Genomic DNA, 25,710 nt, shown 5'->3' with positions numbered 1-25,710 from the left:
AACAGTTGGACTTATACGTCCTGTAAGCTTTCTGCAATCTCTGTTGCAGACATTGTGCAGGTAATATATTTCCTGCTTTTGATAAGTGGAATATCTTCTCTTTTTCTTCTCCATGGATATGACCTGCCATAAATTGTTTTATGGATAATTCCTACAATTTTATGCTGTCCCAAATAATCTTCCAGCTCTGCACATTCTTTTTCCAATTCAAAGTCTACAGGTTTATAGTGGGTAATCATATTGGGTCTTATACGCAGGATAAATCTCCATGGTTCAATAAATTCGTAGTATGGAACATAAGACTTCCGGACAGGGCAATATTCTTCCTGTTTCAAAAAATATTGTCTCTCTCTTGGAGTAAGCCCTAATTTGGGATCATTCCAGGAATATAAAGAGATCTGTTTGAGCTTCTGTACTGTTTCTACATATATTCTTCGCCCGTATTTTCTTTTCTTTTTCAAAAACTGGCGGCTTTCTGAATACATGTAAGTATTGATCTTCTTCAAAATTCCTTCAAAGAAATCTCCGTCTTTAGATCTCATTATATCTTCCCTTACCACAAAGAATCTTACAAATCCTCTCTGATAAGGATTATCCAAAGGAATCCAGGGAATATTTCGCCTTATATCCCAAAGTTCATCACTACGTTGATATTTTTTTCTTATCTGCTTTTCTACATCTTTTCTAATTGTTCTTTTCCTGCTTCTCACGCTTCTTAGACGGGAAAACAGAAGGTTATCATTTTCCATTAATTCTCACTCAACTAAACACTTAGTTGACTTAATATTTATCATTTTTAACGGGAAAGGAAATAGATTCTTCCTCCGTCAGAATGACAAGATGAATGTTATGAACTAATGAGAAAGTTCTGCATATTGAGATTCCTTCTCGTCGTTCGAAATGACACTAAAAAAGATTCCGGGTAAACTTGGGAGTTTGAATATTGCGCAATAAAAAACCCGAAATCTCTACGACTTCGGGTTTTGATATTTTATTGTACTGTTATTCTAAGAATGTACCAAACCGCGAAGCCTTACCACCATAAGTGGCAATCCAACTGTAGAATTCTGTTTTGTTTTGAACATTGCTTCGTCGTTTTTTATTGGTTAAACTTGATTTTCAGGTGCAAATATATAAATTTTTCTGAGAATCAAAATATTTTTTTCATTTAAGGTGAATAATACTGAGAAAAATGGCATCAATAACCTTTGTCATTCTTTTTGTATCCAAAGTTTCCAGGGTATCGGTGGGTTCATGATAATTTTTATTTCTGAAGAAGGAAGTATCGGTAATCATGAGCGCGGGAAAATCAAAATTCCAATAGTTGAGATGATCGGAAAAGTCTATTCCTGCTACAAATTTTGGTGCTGAGAAGGTTTCTGTTTTTATCTGCTCTGAACCTTTAAAATTGCCTATAAAGTTTCTTACGAATGGGCCTGCACTACTGAATTTTTTAACCAAAGTAATAAAATCTCCCTTATCACCATACACCCAGGAAAGAAGACCTATCGGAAAATTTTGAGAGCCTTTTTCATCACGGAAATAACCGATCATTTCCACACTGGCCATTCCATAGACATCGATATTGTTGTCTTTCAAATATTTTGCATGGACATAGCTTCCCATATTTTCGGTTCTGAAATAAGGAGGTTCTTCCAGTGTATAGGCTACAAGATCAACTCTGTACTTCAGCTTCTGCCCTTTAAGCATCCTTGCCAGCTCCAGAAGGGCCGTAACTCCAGTGGCATTGTCATCTGCTCCCTGTTGGTCTCCACAAACGTCATAATGAGCTCCTATGATGATTCGCTTCTTGTTTTCCGTTCCAAAAGAAGTGATCACATTCTTATATATTTTTCCATCCACTTTGTATTCCTGGTAAGCGGTGCTGTCACCATAAGTACTAAAAGTCTGATGGATATAGCCTGCAACTGCATTCAGCTGGTCTATATTTTTATGATTTCTAAATTGTGGCGTTTGGGTAAGTATAGTCAAATGCTTTTTAACCAAGGAAGTATCAGCAACGATCTTCGAGCTTTGTATGGATACATTCTTCTTCCCTGAAGCTAACAGGACAACGCCAGCGATAATAATAAAGCCTACGAGAAGAAACAGTTTTTTCCTCGTAGGCTTTATTATATTTTTCAGATTCATAGGTTGCGTTTTAATTTCAAGTTGAAATTAAAGCTTTTCTGTTTATTTTTCTAAAAATCTTTCTAAAATTTCCACTGCACATTTCGGAAGGTTGGTTCCAGGTCCGAAAATAAAGTCTGCACCGTTGGCATAAAGGAATTCATAGTCCTGCTGAGGAATTACTCCTCCTACAACGATGGTGATATCATCTGCACCCAGTTTTACCAATTCTTCCACTACCTGCGGAACTAGTGTTTTGTGTCCGGCAGCCAATGATGATACTCCTAAAATGTGAATATCATTTTCCACAGCCTGTTTAGCTACTTCTTCCGGTGTCTGGAATAAAGGTGCTACATCCACATCAAATCCCATATCGGCAAATGCTGTGGCTACTACTTTTGCTCCTCTGTCATGCCCGTCCTGTCCCATTTTGGCAACCATTAGTCTTGGGCGTCGTCCTTCTTCTTCTTCAAATTTCTGAGTAAGATGAATGGCTTTTTCAAAATATTCGTTTTTACCGGCATTCATTGCGTATACACCAGAGATTGTTTTAATATTTGCTTTATATCTTCCAAAGGTTTCTTCCATGGCATCACTCATTTCGCCAAGGGTAACTCTTCTTCTTGCGGCTTCAATACATAATGCCAGCAGATTTCCTTTTCCTGTTTTCGCGCTTTCACGGATCTCATTCAGGATTTGTTCAACAGCATCAGCATTTCTGTCCGTTTTGATCGTGTTTAATCTTTCGATCTGCTTTCTGCGAACTTCGGTATTATCAATGTCTAATATTTCTATCTGATCCTGTTTTAATGAGGATTTGAATGAATTAACTCCGATAATGAACTCTTCTCCGCTATCGATCTTAGCTTGTTTTTTAGCAGCAGCTTCTTCAATTCTCATTTTAGGAATTCCGGCTTCGATCGCTTTGGTCATTCCTCCTTCCTGCTCTACCTCATCAATGTATCTCATCGCTTCTTCGATCATTTGCTGAGTAAGGCTTTCCACAAGATTACTTCCTCCCATTGGATCTACTACATCACATATCCCGCTTTCCTGCTGAAGAATGATCTGCGTATTTCTTGCAATTTTTGCTGAATAGTCTGTAGGAAGAGCGATGGCTTCATCCAATGCATTGGTATGGAGAGACTGTGTTCCTCCTAAAGCCGAAGACAATGCTTCAATAGCTGTTCTTGTAATATTATTGAAAGGTTCCTGCTCTGTCAGAGACCATCCGGAAGTCTGGGAGTGCGTTCTTAAGGCAAGGGATTTTGGATTCTGAGGATTAAACTGTTTCAAAAGGGTTGCCCAGATATATCTTGCAGCACGCATTTTAGCAATTTCCATGAAATGATTCATTCCGATTGCCCAGAAGAACGATAGTCTTGGGGCAAAGTCGTCTACATTCATTCCTGCTTTTATTCCTGTTCTTACATATTCAAGGCCGTCTGCCAGTGTATATGCCATTTCAAGTACCGGTGTGGCACCCGCTTCCTGCATATGGTATCCGGAAATAGAAATTGAGTTGAATTTTGGAATGTTTTGCGAAGTGTATTCAAAAATATCTGCGATAATCTTCATGGAAGGTGCTGGTGGATAGATATAGGTATTTCTTACCATGAATTCCTTCAAAATATCATTCTGAATGGTTCCTGAAAGCAAATCCTGTTTTACACCCTGTTCTTCTGCAGCGACGATATAGAAAGACAAAATAGGAAGTACAGCTCCGTTCATTGTCATAGATACTGAAATCTGATCTAATGGGATTTCGTTGAAAAGGATTTTCATATCTTCCACAGAGTCGATGGCAACTCCTGCTTTTCCTACGTCTCCTACTACTCTTGAATGATCAGAATCGTATCCTCTGTGTGTTGCCAAGTCAAATGCAACTGAAAGTCCTTTCTGACCTGCAGCAAGATTTCTTCTGTAAAAAGCGTTGGATTCTTCGGCTGTAGAAAACCCTGCATATTGACGGACCGTCCAGGGTTTTTGCACATACATAGTGGAATACGGTCCTCTCAGATAAGGTGCAATTCCTGGAGAAGTCTGCGTTAAGGATTCATCTTTTACATCTTTTTTCTCGTAGGATGATTTGAGTTCAAGCCCGTCTTTTTCAAAATTGTAAATTTCTCTTTCCTGAGGTGATACATTAAAATCCGGTTTTTTCACAGAAATTGTCTTTCGCATTCCAATTATTTTTGTCCCCGTAAAGTTAATTTTTTTGAACGAAACATGAAACTTATGTTAACACGCTGTTTTACTTCAATTTAGCAAAAGGAAAGGCCGGACAAATGCCCGGCCTTTCTTATTGGTATATCGTCTGCTTATTTTTTGATAAGCTTCGTATTGTAAGTATTGTTGTCATCTTTTATCGTGATCACATACATACCTTTGATTAATGAAGCAACATTAATTCTTTGCCCATCAATCTGACCTTCCTGAGCTAATCTTCCGTCAGCAGTATAGATTTTATAATCTGCCTTACCTTTAAGGTTTTTCACTTCTACGAAAGTATCTGCAGGGTTCGGGTAAATTGAAATTTCAGTTGATTTAACGTCTTTTGTTTCATTTACCGCAAGGGTACCCGTAATCTTAACAGGCAGATCCATTACTGAACCTCCTCCAGTTGTAATATCTCCACAAGCACTTGCCAGAGCAGCTGTGTTGTACTTGGTAACAATTCTCATTCTTAAAAGCTTATCTCCGGCATATGTAGTTGAAGGCACTGTAAAGTTTTGTGCTCCAAAGCTCACGCTTCCTGCAGGAACCCCTCCAGAAACACTAATTACTCTTTCGGATATCTCAAATACGCCATTTCTGTTATAATCAATCCAAACAGAAAGATTTAAAGGAACGTTGGAATTGCTAAATGCTTGTCTTACTACAGGTGTAATAGCGTACGCTGTTCCCTGAACCAAATTGACAATCTTACTAGGATCTTCAGATAAATCTTTATATGATCTTAATGAAGGGTCATCATAAACAAGATTTGATATTGTTACTTTTCTGATTGCTCCGACATAAGATGTCCCTGAATTCATTATACAGTAATCAATCCCGGTCTTTAAGCCGTTTGTTTTAAATACATAATTATTAGAGAATGCACCAGGAACACTGTTTACAACAGCTGCTACCTGTACTTCATAATTTGTTTCATCTTCAAGACCTGTTAATACAACTGAATTTGTTGTACTTGTTGTATTTGACCAGTTTGATGTACCTTGTTTTCTATAGTTAACAGAATATGTTGCTCCAGTTACGCTATTCCATGATGCTCTGGCTGTTGTCTTGAACACTTCTGTACTTATTGTTGTAAGTCCGGTTGGCGCCGCAGTTGTAGATGTAGGTGCATCTGCAACAGTAACCTGAGGAGAAACGGCATAGAAAACGTTACCAATTGCTGATACTCTCAACTTAATTGGTGTTGTAATTGTATTTGGCATTTGCACTGTGAAGCTACCTGTATTAGGTGTAGAAGCTACTAAGTCTGTCCAGGTTGCCCCATTATCTGAAGTATAATCAATCTTTACATTAGGTGAGTTATAAGGAGCTGTATTTGTATTGGCTACTTCCCACTGAATAATGTTATTGGCATTTTTATATAATACCGATGATGTAGTAATTCCGTTAAATTTGAAAGGACCATCATTACCTATTACTGTATTAACTTCTGAAGAAGATAGCATTGGTCTTTGTGCGTTTTGGTCTCTAACAGTTACGGCATAGCTTACTGTTCTAGGAACATAAGATACAGTTTCCCAATTTGGATTTGGGTTATTTGCCGCATCAGTTTTATTGGTAAGAATTCCATTCATAACCAGAGGAAGGCTTGGGAAATATCTTCTTCCACTAGCTGTTCCAAAACGGGATCTTGTCAAAGCCCCCTGTGTATTGTATCCCCACCCTGTGTCTCCGGAAATTGAAGCTAAGCCGGTAACACTATTTGTCTGTTCCCAAGTATAATTAATAGCATCTCCTTCTGCATCTGTTGCTGATGCATCGAGATAATAGGCTGTTCCTTTAGGAACTGTATATGATGTAAGTGCTGCTATTACAGGTGGTGTATTATTAGTAATATTTTCCGACGTACCACATGTTGCAGGCTTACCATCTAAATTTGTTAAAATCTGATCTACTGATTTATAGTGGAAATAAGCATCTGAAGACATTTGAACATTGTCACTTGTAATCCCTGCATATCCCATAATAGTAGTTCCTCCTCCTGGTTCTACGTTAACATTGCTTCCTTCAGATTTATTTGAAAATGTATGATTTCCACCTAACTGATGCCCCATTTCATGAGCCACATAGTCAATATCAAAAGCATCTCCACTTGGGATACTATTAGCTGGTGAAGTAAATCCCGATCCTTTACCTGCAGGTACACTCGTAGTTGGATCAACACATATACAGCCGATGCATCCAGCATTTCCTCCTCCCCCTGAAGCACCAAATAAATGACCTATGTCATAGTTGGCATTGGTTACCTGAGCTGTAATAGCATTCTGAAGTTCAAGATTCCAAGCTCCTTCGGATCCTACATCACCTGGTGAATAAGGGTCTGAAGCCGGATCTGTATAGATAACATTCGGGAAATTCTGAACAAGTAGTTTTATTCCAAAATCCTTTTGGAATACTCCATTCACACGGCTCATAGTATTGTTAATTGCAACAAGTGCCGGAGCTCTTTTTTGATCATCAGTAGCCGTAGCCGGTACACCTGCCAAATTCATAAAGTATTGAGTATACTCTCCCGTAACAGAAATTGCTAATCTGTAAGTTCTGAATTTTGTACTTGATGGTCTACTGGTGATTCCTACATTAGAAAGGGTCTTTTTCCCATTAGCTTCTAATGACTTAATATCTTTAAAGTTCTTCTCTTCTGTAGAACATTCAAATCCGTGCTCGCTTTCTGTTCTGTTTGTTTTGTAGAAAACGCCATACACCTGCTTATCTGTAGTAATAGGTTCTATAAACTGGAACTTTCCGTCTTTGATTATCATTGACTGCAACTCAGTGGGTGCAGTACTGAATCTTACATATTTTCCTGGATCATCTACTCCTACACCAACGTAAGAACCCAATTGGTATTTGTCTGCAATGGATTTTTCCATAACAGGATCACTGTATACAGCAAATTTTTCAATTTTCCCTTCTGCTGTAGGTAAAGAAACAATCACAGCCTGAGCTCCTTTTCCTGTTTCTACAGCATCTTTTAAAATATTCCTAAGAGATTGCAAATCAAACCTGTAAGAATACTGAACTTCTACCTCTTTTCTTATTTGAGACGTCCTTTGCGAAGCCGGCTCCCATCTCTGTGCATTAAAGCTGGACAGCCCAGCTGCCAAAGCACAAACCAGTAAAATTCTTTTTTTCATAATTACCTAATTAATTTAGAATTAATAAACTTTAAATATCCGCCATAAAAATAAGGATTATAAATACAATCACATAAAAAAAACAGTCAATTTTAAATAAAATCAACTGTTTTCTTACATATTATATTTTTTTATAATTATTTCTTTATTCCCATCTCAAATAAAGCAAATGATATAAGATCTGCATTTTCACTAATTACCTGATCTGTTGCTCTTCCGGCTCCGTGGCCTGCATTCTTTTCAATCCTTAAAAGAATAGGATTTTTACATGCCTGTTTTTCCTGAAGTTCTGCTCCAAATTTAAATGAGTGTGCCGGAACAACTCTATCATCATGATCACTGGTGATGATCATTGTTGATGGGTAGCAAGTTCCTGCTTTTACATTGTGTACCGGAGAATAAGATTTAAGATATTCAAACATTTCTTTACTGTCTTCTGCAGTTCCGTAGTCATATGACCATCCTGCTCCTGCTGTAAATTTATTATACCTCAGCATATCCAAAACTCCTACTCCCGGGAAGGCTACTTTTGCCAGATCCGGTCTCATGGTCATTGTTGCACCTACCAGCAATCCTCCGTTTGATCTTCCTGAAAGAGCCATGTATTGTTTTGAAGTATACCCTTTGCTCTGAAGATATTCTCCGGCAGCGATAAAGTCTTCAAAAACATTTTTCTTCTGTTGTTTTGTTCCGGCATCATGCCATTTTTTACCATACTCACCTCCTCCACGGATGTTCGGAACGGCATAAATTCCGCCGTTTTCCATCCAGATTGCGTTTACTACGGAGAATGATGGCTGCAGACTGATGTTGAAACCTCCATAAGAATATAGAATGGTAGGATTTTTACCGTCAAGCTTAGTTCCTTTTTTATAATTGATCATCATAGGAACCTTTGTACCGTCTTTTGAAGTATAAAATACCTGTTCTGAAACATAATCGTCCGGATTAAACTTCACTTTAGGCTTTTGATACACATCAGATTTTCCTGAATCTACATTGAATTTATAAGTAGTTCCCGGTGTAATATAATTGCTGAAAGAGAAGTAAACATCTTTCTCCTTTTCTTTTCCTCCGAATCCTGAAATATTTCCTTTACCCGGCAGTGCAATTTCTCTAACCAGTTTTCCTGCTTTATCAAATTGCTTTACCTGATCTATGGCATCAATCATATAGGTTGCAAAGAAATATCCTCCCCCGGAAGAAATTCCCAATACATTTTCAGTTTGTGGGATTACATCCTTCCATGTTGCCGGAGCAGGATTGCTTATCGTTGTTTTTACAAGACGCATATTCGGAGCATCTTTGTCTGTAAAAATGAAAAGATCATCACCTTGTGTATCTACAATGCCGGCATTGATATCAAACCCGCTTACAATTTGCACAAAATCTCCTCCTTTTGTCAGATCCTTGACATACAGCTCATTGCCATTGGTAGCATTAGCCGCAGAAATGATCAGGTATCTCTGGTCTTCAGAAACTCCTGCGCTTAAGTATCTTCTTGGTGTTTTATCCCCTCCGAAGATCAATTTATCTTCAGACTGTTTTGTTCCTAATTTATGAAAGTATACTTTATGCTTGTCTGTCATACCGGAAAGCACAGTTCCTTCTTTCGGCTTGTCGTAACTTGAATAATAGAATCCTTCATCTCCCTGCCATGAAATTCCACTGAATTTTACATCCAGTAAAGTCTCATCAATTTGTTTTTTGGTAACAGCATCAATGATGATGATTTTATTCCAGTCGCTTCCTCCTTCAGAAATAGAGTAAGCCGCAAGGTTTCCTTTTTTATTGAATGAAAGATTGGAAAGAGAAGTCGTTCCTTTTTCCGAAAATTTATTAGGATCTAAAAATACTTCTGTAGCATTGGTCTTGTTGTTTGTTCTGTACAAAACAGACTGTGCCTGCAAACCATCGTTTTTATAATAATAAGTATAATCTCCTTCTTTGAAAGGTGCTGAAATTTTTTCATAATTCCAGATTTCCTTCAACTGGTTTTTAATTTTATCCCTGAACGGAATTTTAGAAAGATAATTCTGACTGTAAGCTACTTCTTCATCTACCCATTTTTTTGTAGGTTCAGAATCGTTTTCCAGATCTCTGAAAGGATCAGAAACAGCAGTTCCGAAATAGGTATCTGTCTGACTTCCTTTTAATGCTTTAGGGTAATTCATTTTCTGAGAATAAAAAGATGCTGAAAACAACACTCCAGCGGTTAACAATATAGGTTTAAAATTCATACTGATCGGTTTTTCTCAAAAATACGTAAAGTATGCGAAATAAAAAAAGTCCCTTTATATTGGGACTCTTTATTCTTTAGCGGAATATTTTTTCAACTATTCATTGGCTCCGAAACTTTCAAAATAGAAGTCGGTAAGATTGGTAACAATCTCATCAGGGCTGCCATTCCAATAGTATATTTTATCACCTTCTTTAAGTTCATAAAGATTAAAATTCTGATCGGTTGTGACTGTTTTATCAGCATTTTTGAAGTCCTGAACAGCCTGAACCAAATATTTCTTCAGGTCTTCTGCTTTTATTTTATTAAGATCTCCCTTTGGTCCGGAGGTTAATTTTGAAGGAACCAGGAAACTTACAGAATAACTTATTTCTGCGATTTTTTCTCCTTCAACATATTCATTCGGAACAACTTTTACATTTTTAACAGTCAGTTTACCTGTTTTAAAATTCCCAAACATTGCGGTAAAGTACTCCTCTGCCTCTTTTTTACATGCTGCCGCCGTTGCTTTAGGGAAAGCAGACAGAAAATTCTCTACACTGCCGTTCATCATTTCTTTTGAAGTTTCTTTAAAATCTACCTGATAAGCATTCTGGCCTTCCACTGTTGGTTTTAAGTAATCATTCAGTTTATTCAACGCCGCTTCGTCATTATTCACGAAGGTTCCGAAAAATAACTCGAAGGCTTCTTTGGGCTTCTTCACTTCAGTTTGAGCGATCAGTTGCTGCCCCATCATGGTAAGGAGCAACAGGAAAATAATTTTGTAGTTTTTCATAGTTGATATTTTTATGTTTAGTCATTTGAAAAAACAAAGCCCCTGAAGGATCAGAGGCTTTGTTCTTATTTGTTTTAATTTTAATAATTTTCTTCTTCTCCCTTCATTTTCTCTGCATTTTCCGCCATGATTACGGCATCAATCATTTCAGAGATATCTCCATTCATGTAGGCATCAAGGTTGTACATAGACTTGTTGATTCTATGATCTGTAACTCTTCCCTGAGGGTAGTTGTATGTTTTAATTTTTGCAGAACGGTCACCGGTAGAAACCATAGATTTACGCTGTGCAGCAATATCACCCTGTACTTTCTGCAATTCGATATCGTATAATTTTGTTCTTAGCATTTCCATCGCCAGCTCACGGTTAGCTAGCTGAGAACGAGCCTGTTGACAAACCACAACCAATCCTGAAGGCTTGTGGGTAAGCTGAACTTTTGTTTCAACCTTGTTTACGTTCTGACCTCCGGCACCTCCTGAACGTGAAGTCTGCATTTCAATATCAGCAGGGTTCAGTTCGAAATCTACTTCTTCAGCTTCCGGAAGAACAGCAATTGTGATTGCAGAGGTGTGTACTCTTCCCTGAGATTCTGTTTCAGGTACACGCTGTACACGGTGAACTCCGGACTCGAATTTCATGATTCCGTAAACACCTTCTCCTTCCACTTTCATGATCAATTCTTTGTATCCTTTGGCTGCTTCGTTAGAATCTGTCACTTCATGTCTCCATCCTTTTGTTTTAAAATACATGGTATACATTCTGTAGATATCTTCCACAAAGATAGCCGCTTCATCACCACCTGTTCCGGCACGTAATTCTACGATAACGTTTTTGTCATCTGCAGGATCTTTAGGGATCAGTAATACTTTCAGTTCTTCCTCCAATCCCGGAAGTTTAGCCTGAGCTTCTAACTTTTCTTCTTTAGCAAGATCTACCAAATCCCTGTCTGAACCATCTGCAATAATCTCTTCAGATTCTGCAATACTATCCAGTGCCCCTTTGTACTGATCATAAACTCTTACAATTTTTCCCAAATCACTATATTCTTTGTTCAAAGAAGAATATCTTTTTTGGTCTGAAATGACATCAGGCTGTATAATAAGGTCTGCAACCTCATTATATCTTTGTTTTATAGCTTCTAATTTTGGAATTAATGATTTAGACATTGTAGAAATTTTGTGGGTGCAAAGATAAGGATTATTAATTCAAAATTAAAATTACTGAGCATCATAAATTTTTGAGCATTAGGGATAAAGGGAGCCAATCTGTAAAAAGACGAATTTATAAATTGCATATTAACCTTTGTCTGCTACTAAGGCTTGTTTTGATATGGCCCTGAAAGTCTTCTGTCAACCCAATATAAAATAATTCCTACTGCAATAATTCCCACTCCTATAAGGCTTTCTTTAGGATTATGAATAAAGGTAAAATAGAGAATATAGAAACTGAACAATAGAAAAACAGCCGGAAAAATATGGAAAGCATTCGACTTAAAAATTTTTCTGTCTTTTTTCTTCAGGAAAAATACGGTAGAAATTGCCAGGCTTGCAAAAAGCTGTAAAATAAAAGCTGTGTAAACAAAAATTTCTTTAAAACTTCCGGTGAGAATTATAACCACGGCAATAACTGCATGGGCAAAAATAGCTCTTACAGGAATTCCTTTTGTATTGCCCGTTGATAATGGTTTCCAGATGTAAGTATGTTTTGCAAAAGCCTGCGTCAATCTTGAGCCTACCCATAAATATCCGCTAATTGTGGCAACCAGCTGCAAAGCAATAAAAATATTGACGATCTTTCCAAAAGCAGGGCCTAACATATTGACAGCAGCTTCTCCCATCACATCTTCTTTTCCTGCCAACTGACTCACAGGAGCATGTTTCAGCATAATATAATTCACCAGAATATAGCTTACCGTCACAAAAACAGTCCCTATAATCAAGGATTTCGGAAGGTTTTTCTGAACATCTTTTATTTCTCCTGCAATGTAAGAAGCGGAATTCCAGCCTGTATAGGAATAGGTCACAAATACCAGAGATGTAGCAAACGCTGGAAGCATGATCTCATTCTGCCAGCTGTCACTGAAATTGAGACTGTTGCCAATCTGCGGTGAATCTGAAATTCCCACTCCAAGAATTACCAGGACAATAATAAAAGCTATTTTAATGAACGTAAAAAAGTTATGAAATCTACTGGATGTTTTCAGGCTAAATGATAATGCAATTGCTACCAGAAATATTGCGGCAATTGCAAAGCCATTTCCAAAAGAATAATCGAATACGGAAAGGTATTTTGACATCGCCAATGCAGCTAATGCCACAGGAGAGGAAAATCCAATAATCAGAGAAACCCAGCTTATCAGATATCCGAACAATGGATGATAGGTTTCTTTAAGATAGATAAAATCTCCTCCGTTTCCTTTGAAATGAGAACCTAATTCAGCATAGCAAAAAGCTCCGAACAAAGCGAGAATTCCTCCGATGCTCCATAACAGGAAAATACTGTAGGTATTGGTAATATCAGATAACTGAAAACCAAGGGTAGTAAAAATCCCGGTTCCTATCATATTGGAAACGACAATGGCTGCGGCTGTTTTCCAGCCAATCTGATGTGAAGCAGTGCTCATTTAATGATTAAAAGTTAAAATTAAGTCTTCCGAAGAAATAATTTCCCAGTGTTCCCATTTGTACAGGTGCATATTTGAATACTCCATAATACGAATTTTCATAAATCTGGCGGTCCGGGAAAACATCAAATACATTATTGGCTCCTACTGTAAAGTTGATACTTTTTGTGATATCATACCCAATACTGATGTCCGTAACTACTTTTGGGGAGAATTCCTGTACTCCTCCAAAGGGATAACCATCTCTTATTACTTTACCAAAATAAGTATTTCTTACGAGAAAATTGAACTTCCCGATTCCATAATTTAACCCTAATGAAGCTTTTGTTTTTGGAGATAGGGTTTCAATGATATTGATCTGATCCGGGCCAAAAAACTGATCCTGAGGTGTGCCTAAGTTTTCCGGAAAATGAAAGTCTGTGATTTTAGTTTCCGTATAGTTCCCGGCAAGATTCATATTTAATTTTCCATTCCCGAGAGTCCAGTCATAGGAAACCACTATATCTACACCCTTTGTTTCTGTATCAATGGCATTGGCAAAGAATCTTCCGCTTTCTACCTTAAACTGTTCTAACCTTGGATCTGTAATATTGCTGGTGATCACAATTCTGTCTTTCACTTTGATCCAGTATCCATCTATAGTGATTGTCAATTTGTTTAAAGGTCTCAGTGTAAATCCCGCACTTGCATTAACAGAAGTTTCCTGCTTGAGTTTGTCAAATCCCAGAATTTCAGAGGCTTTGCTATCATTACTAAAGATTCCCTTTGTAACAATTTTCTCACCTGAAGTAGAGATATCGGCATAGGAATTATTAAAGTACTGCTGCTGAAGGGAAGGTGCTCTGAATCCTGTTCCCAAAGCTGCCCTTATTGCATAATTTTTCACAAACTCATATCGTATCGCCAGCTTTCCATTCAAAGTATTTCCGAAATCTGAATAATTTTCAAACCTGGCAGCCGCATCTATATTCAGTTTTTTATCCAGATCATAGGATACATCAGCATATACCGCAGTAGAATGCCTGTCTTTCTTCAATGCATTACTTGGAGAGAATCCGATAAAGGATTGAGATCCGCCCGCACCCAACACCGTTGCCCCTTCACCTGCAACGTTTCCATTGATGTCATATTGGGTATAAGAAGCTTCATCACCGGCTTTGATCTGGTATTGTTCAAATCTGAACTCTCCACCGAATGCGATATTGAAACGGTTTATATTTTTGGAAACATCAAGATTCACGGTATTTTGAAGAAAGCTATGCGCGCCTGCATAAAACCTGGTGGGTGATTTTACTCCCAGCGAAGCATTATTGGTATTGCTTACATTATAATTGAAGGTATTGCTGCCGAATGTATTGCTAAGGTCAAATAGCCAGTCATTGACATTATATTTTGCACCTACAGCATAGGAAATATCATATACCTGAGATCCAAGAGTGGCCTGAAAACCATTCGGATAAATGGATGAAACCACATTTGATTTCTCGCTCGGCAGTCTTCTGAAGCCAAACCCCTTTCCTTCTTTTATACTGAAACCTCCGAAAGAATATACTTTAAACTGATCATTAAAAGGATATTCTGAATTGAAAAAAAGCTGTCCCTGTCTGATCTGGGCATCTCCGATCTGAAAATTGAAATCATCACGTGTCAAGCCTCTTTCTTTTATTTTTGCATCATCTTCGGCTCTTGCAGCTTCCGGGTCATCTGCAAAGGCGTAAGCAAAGTTATCCCCGAAAATATCCAGATCATGATTTTGAGTTCTTGTTGTTTTTCCTCTGTGGCTTAACTGCAGAGAAAGATTGATATAACCGTCTTTCTTTCCTAATGAAGTCCCGTAATTGGCTCCCGCCTGGTAAGTATCCCCATCATTTCTACCAGTCACTCCGTACGTAAGACTTGCTGAAGCTCCTGCATTTTTTTTAAGAATAATATTGATTACTCCTGCAATGGCATCAGAACCGTATTGTGCTGCAGCTCCGTCTCTTAACACTTCTATTCTATCAATAGCAATGACAGGAATTGTACTCAGATCTGTCCCCACAGAGCCATTCCCTACCGTATTCTGATAGTTGACTAAAGAAGTCGTGTGTCTTCTTTTCCCATTTAGCAATACGAGAACCTGATCAGGTCCCATTCCTCTTAAGGTTACAGGATCAATATGTTCCGTCCCATCAGAAGCAGACTGTCTCACTGCATTAAATGATGGGATCACATAATTCAGAAGATCCTGAGCCGTCATTTGCGGTGAACTCCTTTGAATTTTGTCAATATTGATAACATCTACGGGAACCGGTGTTTCCAGTTTTGTTCTTTTGACATTACGGTTTCCAACGATGATAATATCTTCGATTTGTTTTCCTTTCTCCTCATTTTCCTGAGCAGCAACCCAAATTGCTCCAAGCAATAATACCGCTGTACTTAATTTTTTCATTTTTGTTCTTGCCAATTAAATAATAACAGTCTGACGGATATTTCCGCAGATATACAAGACTTCAAGAAATGGAATTCATATAAGAATATTGACTTCACTTATCTCCCCCTCAGGGTTGGAATTAGCACCTTTACACTTCTCGAATCGTGCAGGTTGCTAAGGTTTCTTTGGGCCAAATCCCTCCACCTTTCTTGATAAATCTACTGCAAAAGTAGACTAATTTTTTAAATATACAAAAAAGCAGATCTGCCATACTGCAAATCTGCTTTCTCTTTTTTACTTAACAATCATCTTTTGAATGACTGTTCCTGTTTCTGATTTCAGCTGAACCAGATAAGTGCCTGGCGGATAATTGATTTTTGCTTCATAAGTACCGTTTTCTTTATTCAGTTTGAATGAATCCAGTTTTTTACCGGTCATATCAAAAATTAAAATCTCTCCGTTTTTCGCTTTGTTAAAAATTAATTTTGCTACTCCGTTTTGTATTGGATTATCTGCAATCTGAAGCGATAATTTATTTTCAGCGTTTGGATCTGTTGTTGACAGCGCACCTGCATAATTTCCGAAAATCCTGAATTCTCCCGGCTGTAAAGTTATCGGAGCCGTTGTTGAAGCTATATTTGAAATGCTGTCATCCATCAGATTCTGCCATTGCCCAGTGTAAGGAAAGTAAGGAACGACATCTTTTGCAGATGTGTCATAATTGGCCAGTACCACCACATTTTTTATCCCGGTTGTAATCGTCGGATCATAGAGATAAATTCTTGTGATCAGTCCATTCGGATCATTAGCCAGATTATTGGATTCTATACTGTATGTTTTAGTTTTAAAAATCTGGTGGGCATTTCTGATCGTGATTATTTTAGCCCATGTATCATATACGGCTTTTCGGTTTGCATTGGTATCATATCCCAAAGTAAATGCAACAGGTTTCTCATCCGTTCTGCACCCGTTATTGATGGTACCGTCAGCGCATCTGTTGATACTGAATTCGTATCCTAATTCCCCAAACTGCCAGATCATTTTCGGACCGGGAATGGTAAAGAAAGTCGCTCCGAAAGTTTTCATTCTCTCAAGAGCTGTATTAAGATTTTTAACATCATAGCTCCCATTCGCAGCACCATATGCAAGATTTTTAAACATCAGCCTTTCTTCATCATGACTTTCTCCGTACCCTACAGCACGCATATTGGTAAACCCATGAAGACTATGATTCATTCTGTCATAATTACTGTTGTCCTTATATCCCATGGTATTTTGATTATAAGGATCCGTTTGCTTATTCCAAAGCATCACTCCTTTTCCTTCTGCTACCCTGTAGTTTGCCCATTGCTGTTCTTCTGCATCCGTTCCCAGGTGTTCAAAGATCATGTAAGAATTGGGATCTATTGTCCATTGTCTGTCTGCATAATGTTTCATGATATCCACTCTGTCCTGTTGATAGGCATTGGTGCATGCTTCATCATTTTCGGAACAGCTTTGGGTAAATCCTTTTGTTAAATCCCAGCGGAATCCGTCAATACGATATTCTGTAAGCCATTGCTGAAGACATCTTTCAACGTAATATTGCGTTGAAAGGCTTGTATGATTAAAATCGTTAAACACATTGTATGAGTGTTTCGGAACCTGATTGAAATAAGGGTTGTTTGCTGCAACATTTCCATAGCCGTCACCATCGGGATCTATGTTCCAAAGTCTTACCAAAGGAGAACGTCCTGTTGCATGGTTAAATGCCACATCCAGAATCACTGCAATCCCGTTCTGGTGGCAGAGGTCTACAAATTCTTTGAATTTTTCGGGAGTTCCATAGGCTTTGTCCAATGCATAATGGAAAGAAGTATTGTATCCCCATGAAAGGTTTCCGTCAAATTCCATGATCGGCATTAATTCTATGGCATTGATTTTTAAATTCTTTAAATAAGCAATTTTATCAATCAGTGACTGCCAGTTCTTTTCCTGTGTAAAGTCTCTCAATAATAATTCGTAGACCAGCAGATCTTCTTTCGCTGGTCTCTGAAAATTGGTTGTCTGCCAGTTATAGGCTGTCTGTCCCGTTTTAAATGTTGAAACTTCAAAACCCTGTCCTGCAGGAAATGCAGGTAAATTTGGATAAGTAGAAGCAGAAATCCATTGATCGTCATAAGATGATAAAATTTGTGGTGAATAAGGATCTGCTACTTTTCTCAAATCATTGGTTCTGTATTGGAAAGTATATAACTGCTGAGGAGTAATTCCGTTGAGCTCAATCCAATACAAATCAGGATTTGAGGTATCTCTTTTCATTAAATAAGAATCATTCACAGCCCAGCTGTTGAAACTTCCGATGACATGTACAAAATTTTTACCTGGTGCATATAAAGCAAGCCCCACTTTGGTCTGATCTGTCGGATGGTAATTAATTCCCTGCTTGATCCAGTTTGGAATGGCTTCAGAAACTACATTTCTCGGAACCTGTAAAATGAATGTCGCAGTTTTAGAATTAGATCCTTCTGTGGCAACAAGTTCCATGCTGGTATCCTGAGTAACTGTATAACTGTAAGAGTAGGATTGTGACGGAGTTGTTGTAGAATTGACAACAGCTCCGTTTGCTTTTAGCAGAAATGTTGCGTTGTTATTTGTTGTTGCTGTAATATTAATAGAATTTCCTGCCGGAACAGAAGTCAGGCTATTAGCCAGTGGATTGGTAAGATTTAAGCTTAAGGTACCCACATTTACAAAAATGTCCGGTGAGGTCTGATGAGATCCTGTTTTATCTTTTAGTAAAAATCCGAACCTGCCTATCCCTGTTCTTCCGAAAAAAGCAGTAGGAGTAAAAGTGAGTGAATAGCTGTCTGTACCTGCATTATAATTCAGTTTATTAAGATCATTGGAACTGTTCCAGCTGCCATTGGTAGGACAATCCTGACTGTTCTGATAATTGGTATCAAAAGACCATGACCAGATATAAATGGCATTATTGGAAACTCCCCAGGCAGTTTCATCAATCTGATCTCCCGGAACTGTAAGCGTAACTGCATCTGTCTCGTTGAATGGATTTGGGCTAATGGAGTAATTGATCTGCCCAAAAACAGCCATTGCAATCAACAGAAAAACAACGGAATAAAGCTTTTTCATTTCTTATTTTTTATCGAATATAGTATAAATTTTTCTTCATAATGACTATTCTTATCCATTCTTCATCAAATATTTCAATTTTCCGGAAAAAAACAAACTAAAAAAAAGGCTCATGAAAATTTCATGAGCCTCCCAATAAAAGTAATTGTAATGAACTATTTTTTGAACGAAAATCTTTATTATTGAAATTCAGTTAGTCTTTTATAATTTTTTTAGAAACGGATTGTCCGTTCTTTAATTTTAATTCCACGATATATAGCCCTGAAGGAAGTTCAGTCATATTGATTTGGTTATCTGAGAACTGTACATTCATTTTTTGTCCTACCGCATTGATAACATTTACTTTGTCAATCACGGAGTCTGCTTTAACAGTAAGAATTCCTTTTGTCGGATTAGGGTACATTCCTATGACTGCATTATTCAGTCTGATATCTGAAGTACCCAAAGAAGATGTCGGTTTAATACATCTTACTGAAGACCCCTGACCTCTCATAGCTCCAGCTGACGGGTTGGCAATAGTTGAACCAATATAGAGATATTTAGCTCCTAAGCTTGATGTATCTGAACTCCAGAAATATCCTCTTTGTCCTACGAATGTAAAATCACCATTGCTTGAGCCTCTGTATCCTCCTGCCGGTAATTTAAGATTGCTGCTGTAAGCCGTTGCCGGATTGCCAATACCTTCAGCTCCTACTAAAGCAGTCCAGTCTGCCTGTGAAGGCATTTTCCAGTCTGTTCCGATAGCTTTACAAGGATCCACCCCAGCCGATGCATTAACGTCTGCGGCTGATGTACCAGCCCATGTATCTGAACTTGCAAAACCTGCCCACCATGCCGGAGATCCCACAATATAGGCTCCGCCTGCTGCACCAATGCCTTCCGGAGTATTGGGTGAAGGCGCTTGTGCTGTCTGAGAATTTCTCAGCTGGTGGCCGTCATCCCATCTTCCCCATTGAAAAAGATCTCCATATGCGTTCGCATCGGCTACAGATGAAGCGACCTGAGTACTTCCAAGGTTCTGCTGAAGCCATATTTTTCCGTCTGCTCCTCTTACAGTAGTATAAGCAACCTGCTGCCCGCGATACATAAAACTCACACATCCAACATCTCCCACATTTGCTCCCGGGTCTGTATTACTGCAAGTTTGAGGATTTAATGTCAATGAAATTCTTTTAACTTTTGTGGTATTGTCAGAATAAGCAAGAATAAGATAGTTATGCGCTTTATCTATAGCAAGGTCATTGTATTTTGCTTCACCATCTGAAACAAAATCGCCACCAAAAGCAACCCAGTTTTGTGAATCATCTAATTTATAAACGGTATTTCTCAGGAAATTATCATTTTCAAAACGGCTGGCGACTACATATGGTTTCCCGGATTCCGTTATGGCTAATGCAACATGCTGTACCCTTCCTTCTGAGAAATTAGCATTTCCGACCTGGACCCAAGAATTTCCGTCAAATTTCTTGACATTCACTTTCTTTCCTCCTGCTGAGTTTGAAACATAGGCTACATAAATAATGTTAGATCCATCCAAAGCGATATCAGCATTATACTGTTCTCCTGATGAAGAAGCATCTGCCGCTGCTCCACCTACCAAACTCCAGTCTTGTGTTGAGTTGGCATCAGTGCTGTTCTGATACACCTTTACCCCTCCGGAAATATTACATGTATAGACCATATTATTGGTTCCGATGACCATTTCAGCAAATTCAGCACCTCCTGAAAAGCCGGCATTTCCTACCTGCTCCCAGGTTCCTCCAAAATATCTTTTTACCGTTCCTGAACCATAAGATCCATAAGTGAATATAATATTATCAGAAGAAACTGCAGAAGCCTGATAATTTACAGAACTGTCTGTAGCATTCGGAAGCTGAGACCATAAAGATCCTGTAAACAAACGTACTTCCATTCCAGAACCTGGATAACCAAGCTGATTGGTATAATAAAGGCTGTTTCCATTAGGACTTATAGACAGTGAACTGTACGTTGCTGTTCCTGTTGTAACTCCCGCACTTCCCCCTAAATATGACCATGAAGTCCCGTTAAATTTCTGAACAGAACCTCTGGCTACGGAAACATCATAATATGACAGATAATAATTTCCTGAATTATCAATAACTAAATTATTAAAACTGCTCCCTCCTGCTGATACATCCTGAATGCCTCCAACATTTTCCCATTGCTGAGCATACAAGCAGCTTCCGGCCATGGTCAGCAACGTTAATCCCGTTCTGATTTTCTGTATTGCAAAATGTAAATCTCTAAACATATAAAATATTATTTTTAATTATTCTAAATTTAATTTAATTTTGCGCAAAAGTACCTCACATAATTAACCCCAAGTTATCATTTACGAACTTTTGGTTATCCTGAGAAGGACTTTTCCCTTAAGTAGTTGTACCATGGCTGTAAAAATGTGTTGTATGAGGAAATCATCTAAAAGTGGACTTCTGTTCAGATCCGAAGACATCAAAATCATCATACAGGAAGATCTGTGTCCTGACCAGTCTTTCAAATCTCATATGCTGGAGGGGAAGTCCAGCTTTAATCTTCTTTTTCTGCTGAGTGATGGTATTAATTTGGAGGCTCATGACTGCGGAAGTCAATTTTCATTTAAGAAAAACCAATACATCCTTCACTATTCACCCGAAGAAAGTATTGCAGAGCTATGGACGGAAAACCAGGAAATTCTGAAGTATCTCCAGATTCAGATCAATTATCAATATGTTTTCAATCTCATTAATCCTGACCTCAACCGTGAGAATGCAGAAATTCTGGAAAACATGACTCACAATAATTTTATATTCCTTCATAAAGAGACACCTCCGGACATGACGGTTGAAATGCATATGATTGTAAAGGAAATTCTGGGATATACCAAAAAAGGAATCATGCAGAAGCTTTTTATAGAAGCCAAGATCATTAAGCTCCTGATTTTGATTTTTGAACAGTTCAATGAGAAAAACATTTTGGAATCCACTCCGAAGACTCCTGAAATGATCAGGAAATTCATTGATGAAAATTATCACCGAAATATAAAAGCAGAAGAGATCGGAAAATATATGGGCATGAATCAGAGTATTATCAGAAAAGAATTCAAGGCACAGTATCATACCACGATTGCTCATTATATATCAGAGCTCAGAATGCTGAAGGCAAGAAAACTGATCACCGATAAAGAGATTATGATCAAAGAAATTGCCATTGAGTGCGGTTACGAATATCTCCAGAACTTTACACGGGCTTTTAAAAAGAAATTTGGAGTATCTCCGGAAAGCCTCAGGAATAATAAATAGAAAAACCGCCTAACGAATTAAGCGGTTTTATATATGTTGTTTTGCTTTGATATTACTTTTTCAGAATTAAGGTGAAAAAGCAATGACAATCAATTAATGATGATGTCCGTGATCGTGAAGGAAAGGTCCGTTTCCTTTAGGCTCGCTGTAGATAACTTCTACACCTTCCTGTTCAGAAACAAGCTTTCTTCTGATATCTTCAGGATCGAAAGGCTTTACTTTTCCGAAATACTCTTTCAAACCTTCAGTTAGCCACATTGGGATTACTAATCCGAAGAACATAAAAATACACCAGAATCCTACTAAGAACATAGTAATGAAGAATATAGTCCAAAGGAACTGGTAGAATGGCCAAAATGCTGATAATATCGTTATCATTCTCTTTAAGATTTTAGGCAAAAATAAAGCTTTTTTCTTTTTTACACAAAAGATCAGTGCTCTATTTTGTTATTTATTTTAATTTTAAACTAATTAATGGGCAAGATTCGCGAAGAAATCATTGCCTTTATCATCGGAAATAATGAATGCAGGGAAGTCTTTTACTTCGATTTTTCTTACCGCTTCCATTCCTAATTCCGGGAAGTCTACTACATCTACAGACACAATATTGTCTTTGGCCAGAATAGCAGCAGGCCCTCCGATAGATCCAAGGTAAAAACCTCCGTATTTATGACAGGCATTGGTAACATCTTTACTTCTGTTTCCTTTTGCCAGCATAATCATACTTCCGCCGTGGCTTTGGAATTCATCCACATAAACGTCCATTCTTCCTGCTGTAGTAGGTCCGAAACTTCCTGAAGCCATACCTTCCGGAGTTTTTGCAGGTCCCGCATAATAAATCGGGTGGTTTTTGAAATATTCCGGCATTGGCTTTCCGCTATCGATAATTTCTTTGATTTTTGCGTGAGCGATGTCTCTTGCAACGATCAGAGTTCCGTTCAGTTTCAATCTTGTTTTGATCGGATATTTGGATAACTCGGCAAGAATTTCCGGCATTGGCTTATTTAAGTTAATCTCAACCGCTTCTTCAAGGTGTGGAGGGGTATCAGGTAAGAATCTTTTCGGATCCTGTTCCAACTGCTCAAGGAAGATCCCTTCTTTTGTGATTTTCCCTTTAATGTTTCTGTCTGCAGAACAGGAAACCCCCATTCCTACCGGGCAAGATGCAGCATGTCTCGGAAGTCTGATCACTCTTACATCATGGGTAAGGTATTTTCCTCCAAACTGAGCCCCGATTGCACTTTCCTGGCAGATTTTCTGAACTTTTGCCTCCCATTCAAGATCTCTGAATGCCTGTCCGGCTTCATTACCTTCTGTTGGAAGATGGTCATAGTATTTTGCTGATGCTTTCTTTACTGCAGCAAGGTTGGCTTCTGCTGAAGTTCCTCCAATTACCAATGCTAAGTGATAAGGCGGGCATGCAGCTGTTCCAAGGTCTGAAATTCTTTCTTTAACGAATTCTTCAAGAGATTTTTCGTTCAATAAGGATTTTGTTTTTTGGTATAAGAATGTTTTATTGGCTGAACCTCCTCCTTTTGTTAAGAATAAAAATTCGTAATAATCTCCCTTTTTAGCATAGATATCAATCTGTGCAGGAAGGTTGGATCCTGAATTCTTTTCATCAAACATCGTCAAAGGAACTACCTGAGAATATCTTAGGTTTCTTTTCTGATAAGTATTGAAGATTCCTTTGCTCAGGTATTCTCCGTCCTCTACTCCTGTGTATACATTTTCTCCTTTCTTTCCCATTACGATAGCTGTTCCGGTATCCTGGCATGAAGGAAGAGCTCCCTCAGCGGCTACTGCAGCGTTTTGTAAAAGGTTATAAGCAACAAATCTGTCGTTATCAGTAGCTTCAGGATCATCAATGATTCTTCTAAGGCTTTCCAGGTGTGAAGAACGAAGCATGAAAGAAACATCTGCCATCGCTTCTTCCGCTAATAACTCCAGTCCTTTCGGATCAATTGTTAAAATTTCTCTTTCACCCAGTTTTTCAACCTTTACATAATCTGATGTAAGCTTCTTGTACACCGTATCATCTTTCTGAATTGGATACGGATCCTGATATCTAAAGTCCATTCAATTTTTGTTTGTGCAAAAATACGCCTCCTGTAAAAAAATATGAGTAAAATCAGTCATTTAAATTGATATTTATAATGATTATAAATTGCGGGTTTCTGAGTTTATAAGTACCTTTATAAAAGCTTAATAAGCAAAGCCAAAAGATTATTTCTTTGATTAAAAATCAATAATTCTAAAGATTTTTATGGCTTTCAAATAAACAGATCATACAAATTTCAACCACTATGAATTACAGAATAGAAAAAGACACCATGGGAGAAGTGCAGGTACCTGCAGATAAATTTTGGGGCGCACAGACGGAACGCTCCAGAAACAATTTTAAAATAGGTCCTGAGGGTTCAATGCCGCACGAAATTATTGAAGCTTTTGCTTATCTGAAAAAGGCAGCAGCTTATACCAACACTGATCTGGGAGTGCTTCCTGCTGAAAAGAGAGATATGATCGCTAAAGTATGTGATGAAATTCTTGAGGGAAAACTTAATGACCAGTTTCCGTTGGTGATCTGGCAGACAGGTTCCGGAACACAGTCGAACATGAATGTCAATGAAGTAGTTTCAAACAGAGCGCATGTCAACAATGGAGGAACATTGGGTGAAAAATCTGAAATTCACCCGAATGATGATGTGAATAAATCCCAGTCATCTAATGACACCTATCCCACTGCCATGCACATTGCTGCGTATACAAAAGTAGTGGAGATAACGATTCCTGCAGTAGAAAAATTAAAAAATACGCTGGCTGAAAAATCGAAAGCATTCAAAGATATTGTAAAAATAGGGAGAACCCACCTGATGGATGCTACTCCTCTTACCCTTGGGCAGGAATTTTCCGGGTATGTGGCTCAATTGGAATTCGGATTGAGAGCTTTAAGAAATACATTACCTCACCTTTCTGAGCTTGCATTGGGTGGAACAGCTGTAGGAACAGGATTGAATACTCCTAACGGGTATGATGTAAAGGTTGCAGAATATATTTCTCAATTTACAAAACACCCTTTCATTACGGCTGAAAATAAATTTGAGGCTCTTGCAGCACACGATGCAATTGTTGAATCTCACGGAGCTTTAAAGCAGCTTGCGGTTTCTTTATATAAGATTGCTCAGGATATCAGATTACTGGCATCAGGCCCACGTTCCGGAATCGGGGAAATTCATATTCCAGAGAATGAGCCGGGATCATCCATTATGCCCGGAAAAGTAAATCCTACTCAGAATGAAGCAATGACTATGGTTTGTGCTCAGGTTTTAGGAAATGATACAACCATTTCGTTTGCAGGAACTCAGGGCAATTATGAGCTGAATGTTTTCAAACCGGTAATGGCTTACAATTTTCTGCAGTCTGCCCAGTTGATCGCTGATGCATGTATTTCTTTCAATGATCACTGTGCTGTAGGTATTGAACCGAATCATGAAAGAATTAAAGAACTTGTAGACAAATCTTTAATGCTTGTTACAGCATTAAATACTCATATCGGGTATGAAAATGCGGCTAAAATTGCTAAAACAGCCCATAAAAATGGGACAACCTTAAAAGAAGAAGCTGTCAATCTTGGATTATTAACAGCTGAACAGTTTGACGAGTGGGTAAAACCAGAAGATATGGTAGGAAGCTTAAAATAATGATTCTATAACTGATATAATGC

15 protein-coding genes and 1 riboswitch are annotated in these 25,710 nt (G+C 38.1%); of the genes, 2 read left to right on the top strand and 13 right to left on the bottom strand.

Annotation, left to right across the window (positions count from 1 at the left end):
• Positions 1-11: 11 nt before the first annotated feature.
• The 11 genes from FW781_RS19405 to FW781_RS19355 form a co-directional block, all read right to left on the bottom strand.
• Positions 12-749 carry a hypothetical protein gene (locus FW781_RS19405; RefSeq protein WP_149388934.1) on the bottom strand — a complete coding sequence of 246 codons (738 nt, stop codon included), beginning with the start codon at positions 747-749 and terminating at the stop codon, positions 12-14.
• 415 nt (positions 750-1,164) lie between these two features.
• The gene (locus FW781_RS19400) at positions 1,165-2,151 is read right to left on the bottom strand and encodes a M28 family peptidase (RefSeq protein WP_149388933.1); all 987 of its coding nucleotides are present in this window, start codon (positions 2,149-2,151) and stop codon (positions 1,165-1,167) included.
• A 42-nt stretch (positions 2,152-2,193) separates the two neighbouring features.
• Complete coding sequence (scpA, locus tag FW781_RS19395; protein ID WP_149388932.1) at positions 2,194-4,314, bottom strand: methylmalonyl-CoA mutase; 2,121 nt, start codon at positions 4,312-4,314, stop codon at positions 2,194-2,196.
• 137 nt (positions 4,315-4,451) lie between these two features.
• Positions 4,452-7,505, bottom strand: a complete 3,054-nt coding sequence (locus FW781_RS19390) for a reprolysin-like metallopeptidase (protein WP_149388931.1) — start codon at positions 7,503-7,505, stop codon at positions 4,452-4,454.
• Positions 7,506-7,642: 137 nt separating this feature from the next.
• Positions 7,643-9,745 carry a prolyl oligopeptidase family serine peptidase gene (locus tag FW781_RS19385; RefSeq protein WP_149388930.1) on the bottom strand — a complete coding sequence of 701 codons (2,103 nt, stop codon included), beginning with the start codon at positions 9,743-9,745 and terminating at the stop codon, positions 7,643-7,645.
• Positions 9,746-9,841: 96 nt separating this feature from the next.
• On the bottom strand, positions 9,842-10,519 hold the full coding sequence (locus FW781_RS19380; RefSeq protein ID WP_149388929.1) for a hypothetical protein: 678 nt from the start codon (positions 10,517-10,519) through the stop codon (positions 9,842-9,844).
• Between the two features lie 80 nt (positions 10,520-10,599).
• Entirely contained in the window at positions 10,600-11,685 is a 1,086-nt protein-coding gene (prfA, locus tag FW781_RS19375) for a peptide chain release factor 1 (protein WP_047424606.1), read from the bottom strand.
• 146 nt (positions 11,686-11,831) lie between these two features.
• A complete protein-coding gene (locus tag FW781_RS19370) occupies positions 11,832-13,142 on the bottom strand; it encodes an APC family permease (RefSeq protein WP_149388928.1) in 1,311 nt (436 codons plus the stop codon).
• A 7-nt stretch (positions 13,143-13,149) separates the two neighbouring features.
• Entirely contained in the window at positions 13,150-15,573 is a 2,424-nt protein-coding gene (locus tag FW781_RS19365) for a TonB-dependent receptor plug domain-containing protein (protein WP_149388927.1), read from the bottom strand.
• Between the two features lie 95 nt (positions 15,574-15,668).
• A riboswitch (SAM riboswitch) is annotated at positions 15,669-15,774 on the bottom strand.
• A gap of 75 nt (positions 15,775-15,849) precedes the next feature.
• Positions 15,850-18,687 carry an alpha-amylase family glycosyl hydrolase gene (locus FW781_RS19360; protein ID WP_149388926.1) on the bottom strand — a complete coding sequence of 946 codons (2,838 nt, stop codon included), beginning with the start codon at positions 18,685-18,687 and terminating at the stop codon, positions 15,850-15,852.
• A 193-nt stretch (positions 18,688-18,880) separates the two neighbouring features.
• Positions 18,881-20,959, bottom strand: coding sequence for a T9SS type A sorting domain-containing protein (locus tag FW781_RS19355; RefSeq protein WP_149388925.1), 2,079 nt, complete (start codon positions 20,957-20,959; stop codon positions 18,881-18,883).
• Positions 20,960-21,113: 154 nt separating this feature from the next.
• Here FW781_RS19355 and FW781_RS19350 point away from each other — a divergent pair, with 154 nt between their 5' ends.
• A complete protein-coding gene (locus tag FW781_RS19350; RefSeq protein ID WP_172625769.1) occupies positions 21,114-21,986 on the top strand; it encodes a helix-turn-helix domain-containing protein in 873 nt (290 codons plus the stop codon).
• Positions 21,987-22,079: 93 nt separating this feature from the next.
• Here the strand turns inward: FW781_RS19350 and FW781_RS19345 are convergent, their stop codons facing one another.
• Positions 22,080-22,364: a hypothetical protein gene (locus tag FW781_RS19345; protein WP_172625768.1), complete on the bottom strand. Its 285-nt coding sequence runs from the start codon at positions 22,362-22,364 to the stop codon at positions 22,080-22,082.
• Positions 22,365-22,457: 93 nt separating this feature from the next.
• Positions 22,458-24,065 (bottom strand): fumarate hydratase, encoded by a 1,608-nt coding sequence (locus tag FW781_RS19340; protein WP_149388923.1) that lies wholly within the window; start codon positions 24,063-24,065, stop codon positions 22,458-22,460.
• Between the two features lie 227 nt (positions 24,066-24,292).
• On the opposite strand from FW781_RS19340, the gene fumC reads away from it, so the two are divergent.
• The gene (fumC, locus tag FW781_RS19335; RefSeq protein ID WP_149388922.1) at positions 24,293-25,687 is read left to right on the top strand and encodes a class II fumarate hydratase; all 1,395 of its coding nucleotides are present in this window, start codon (positions 24,293-24,295) and stop codon (positions 25,685-25,687) included.
• Positions 25,688-25,710: the final 23 nt, after the last annotated feature.

The organism is Chryseobacterium panacisoli, from assembly GCF_008274625.1.
Classification (GTDB): domain Bacteria; phylum Bacteroidota; class Bacteroidia; order Flavobacteriales; family Weeksellaceae; genus Chryseobacterium; species Chryseobacterium panacisoli.
This window is presented reverse-complemented; position numbering and strand designations above follow the sequence as displayed.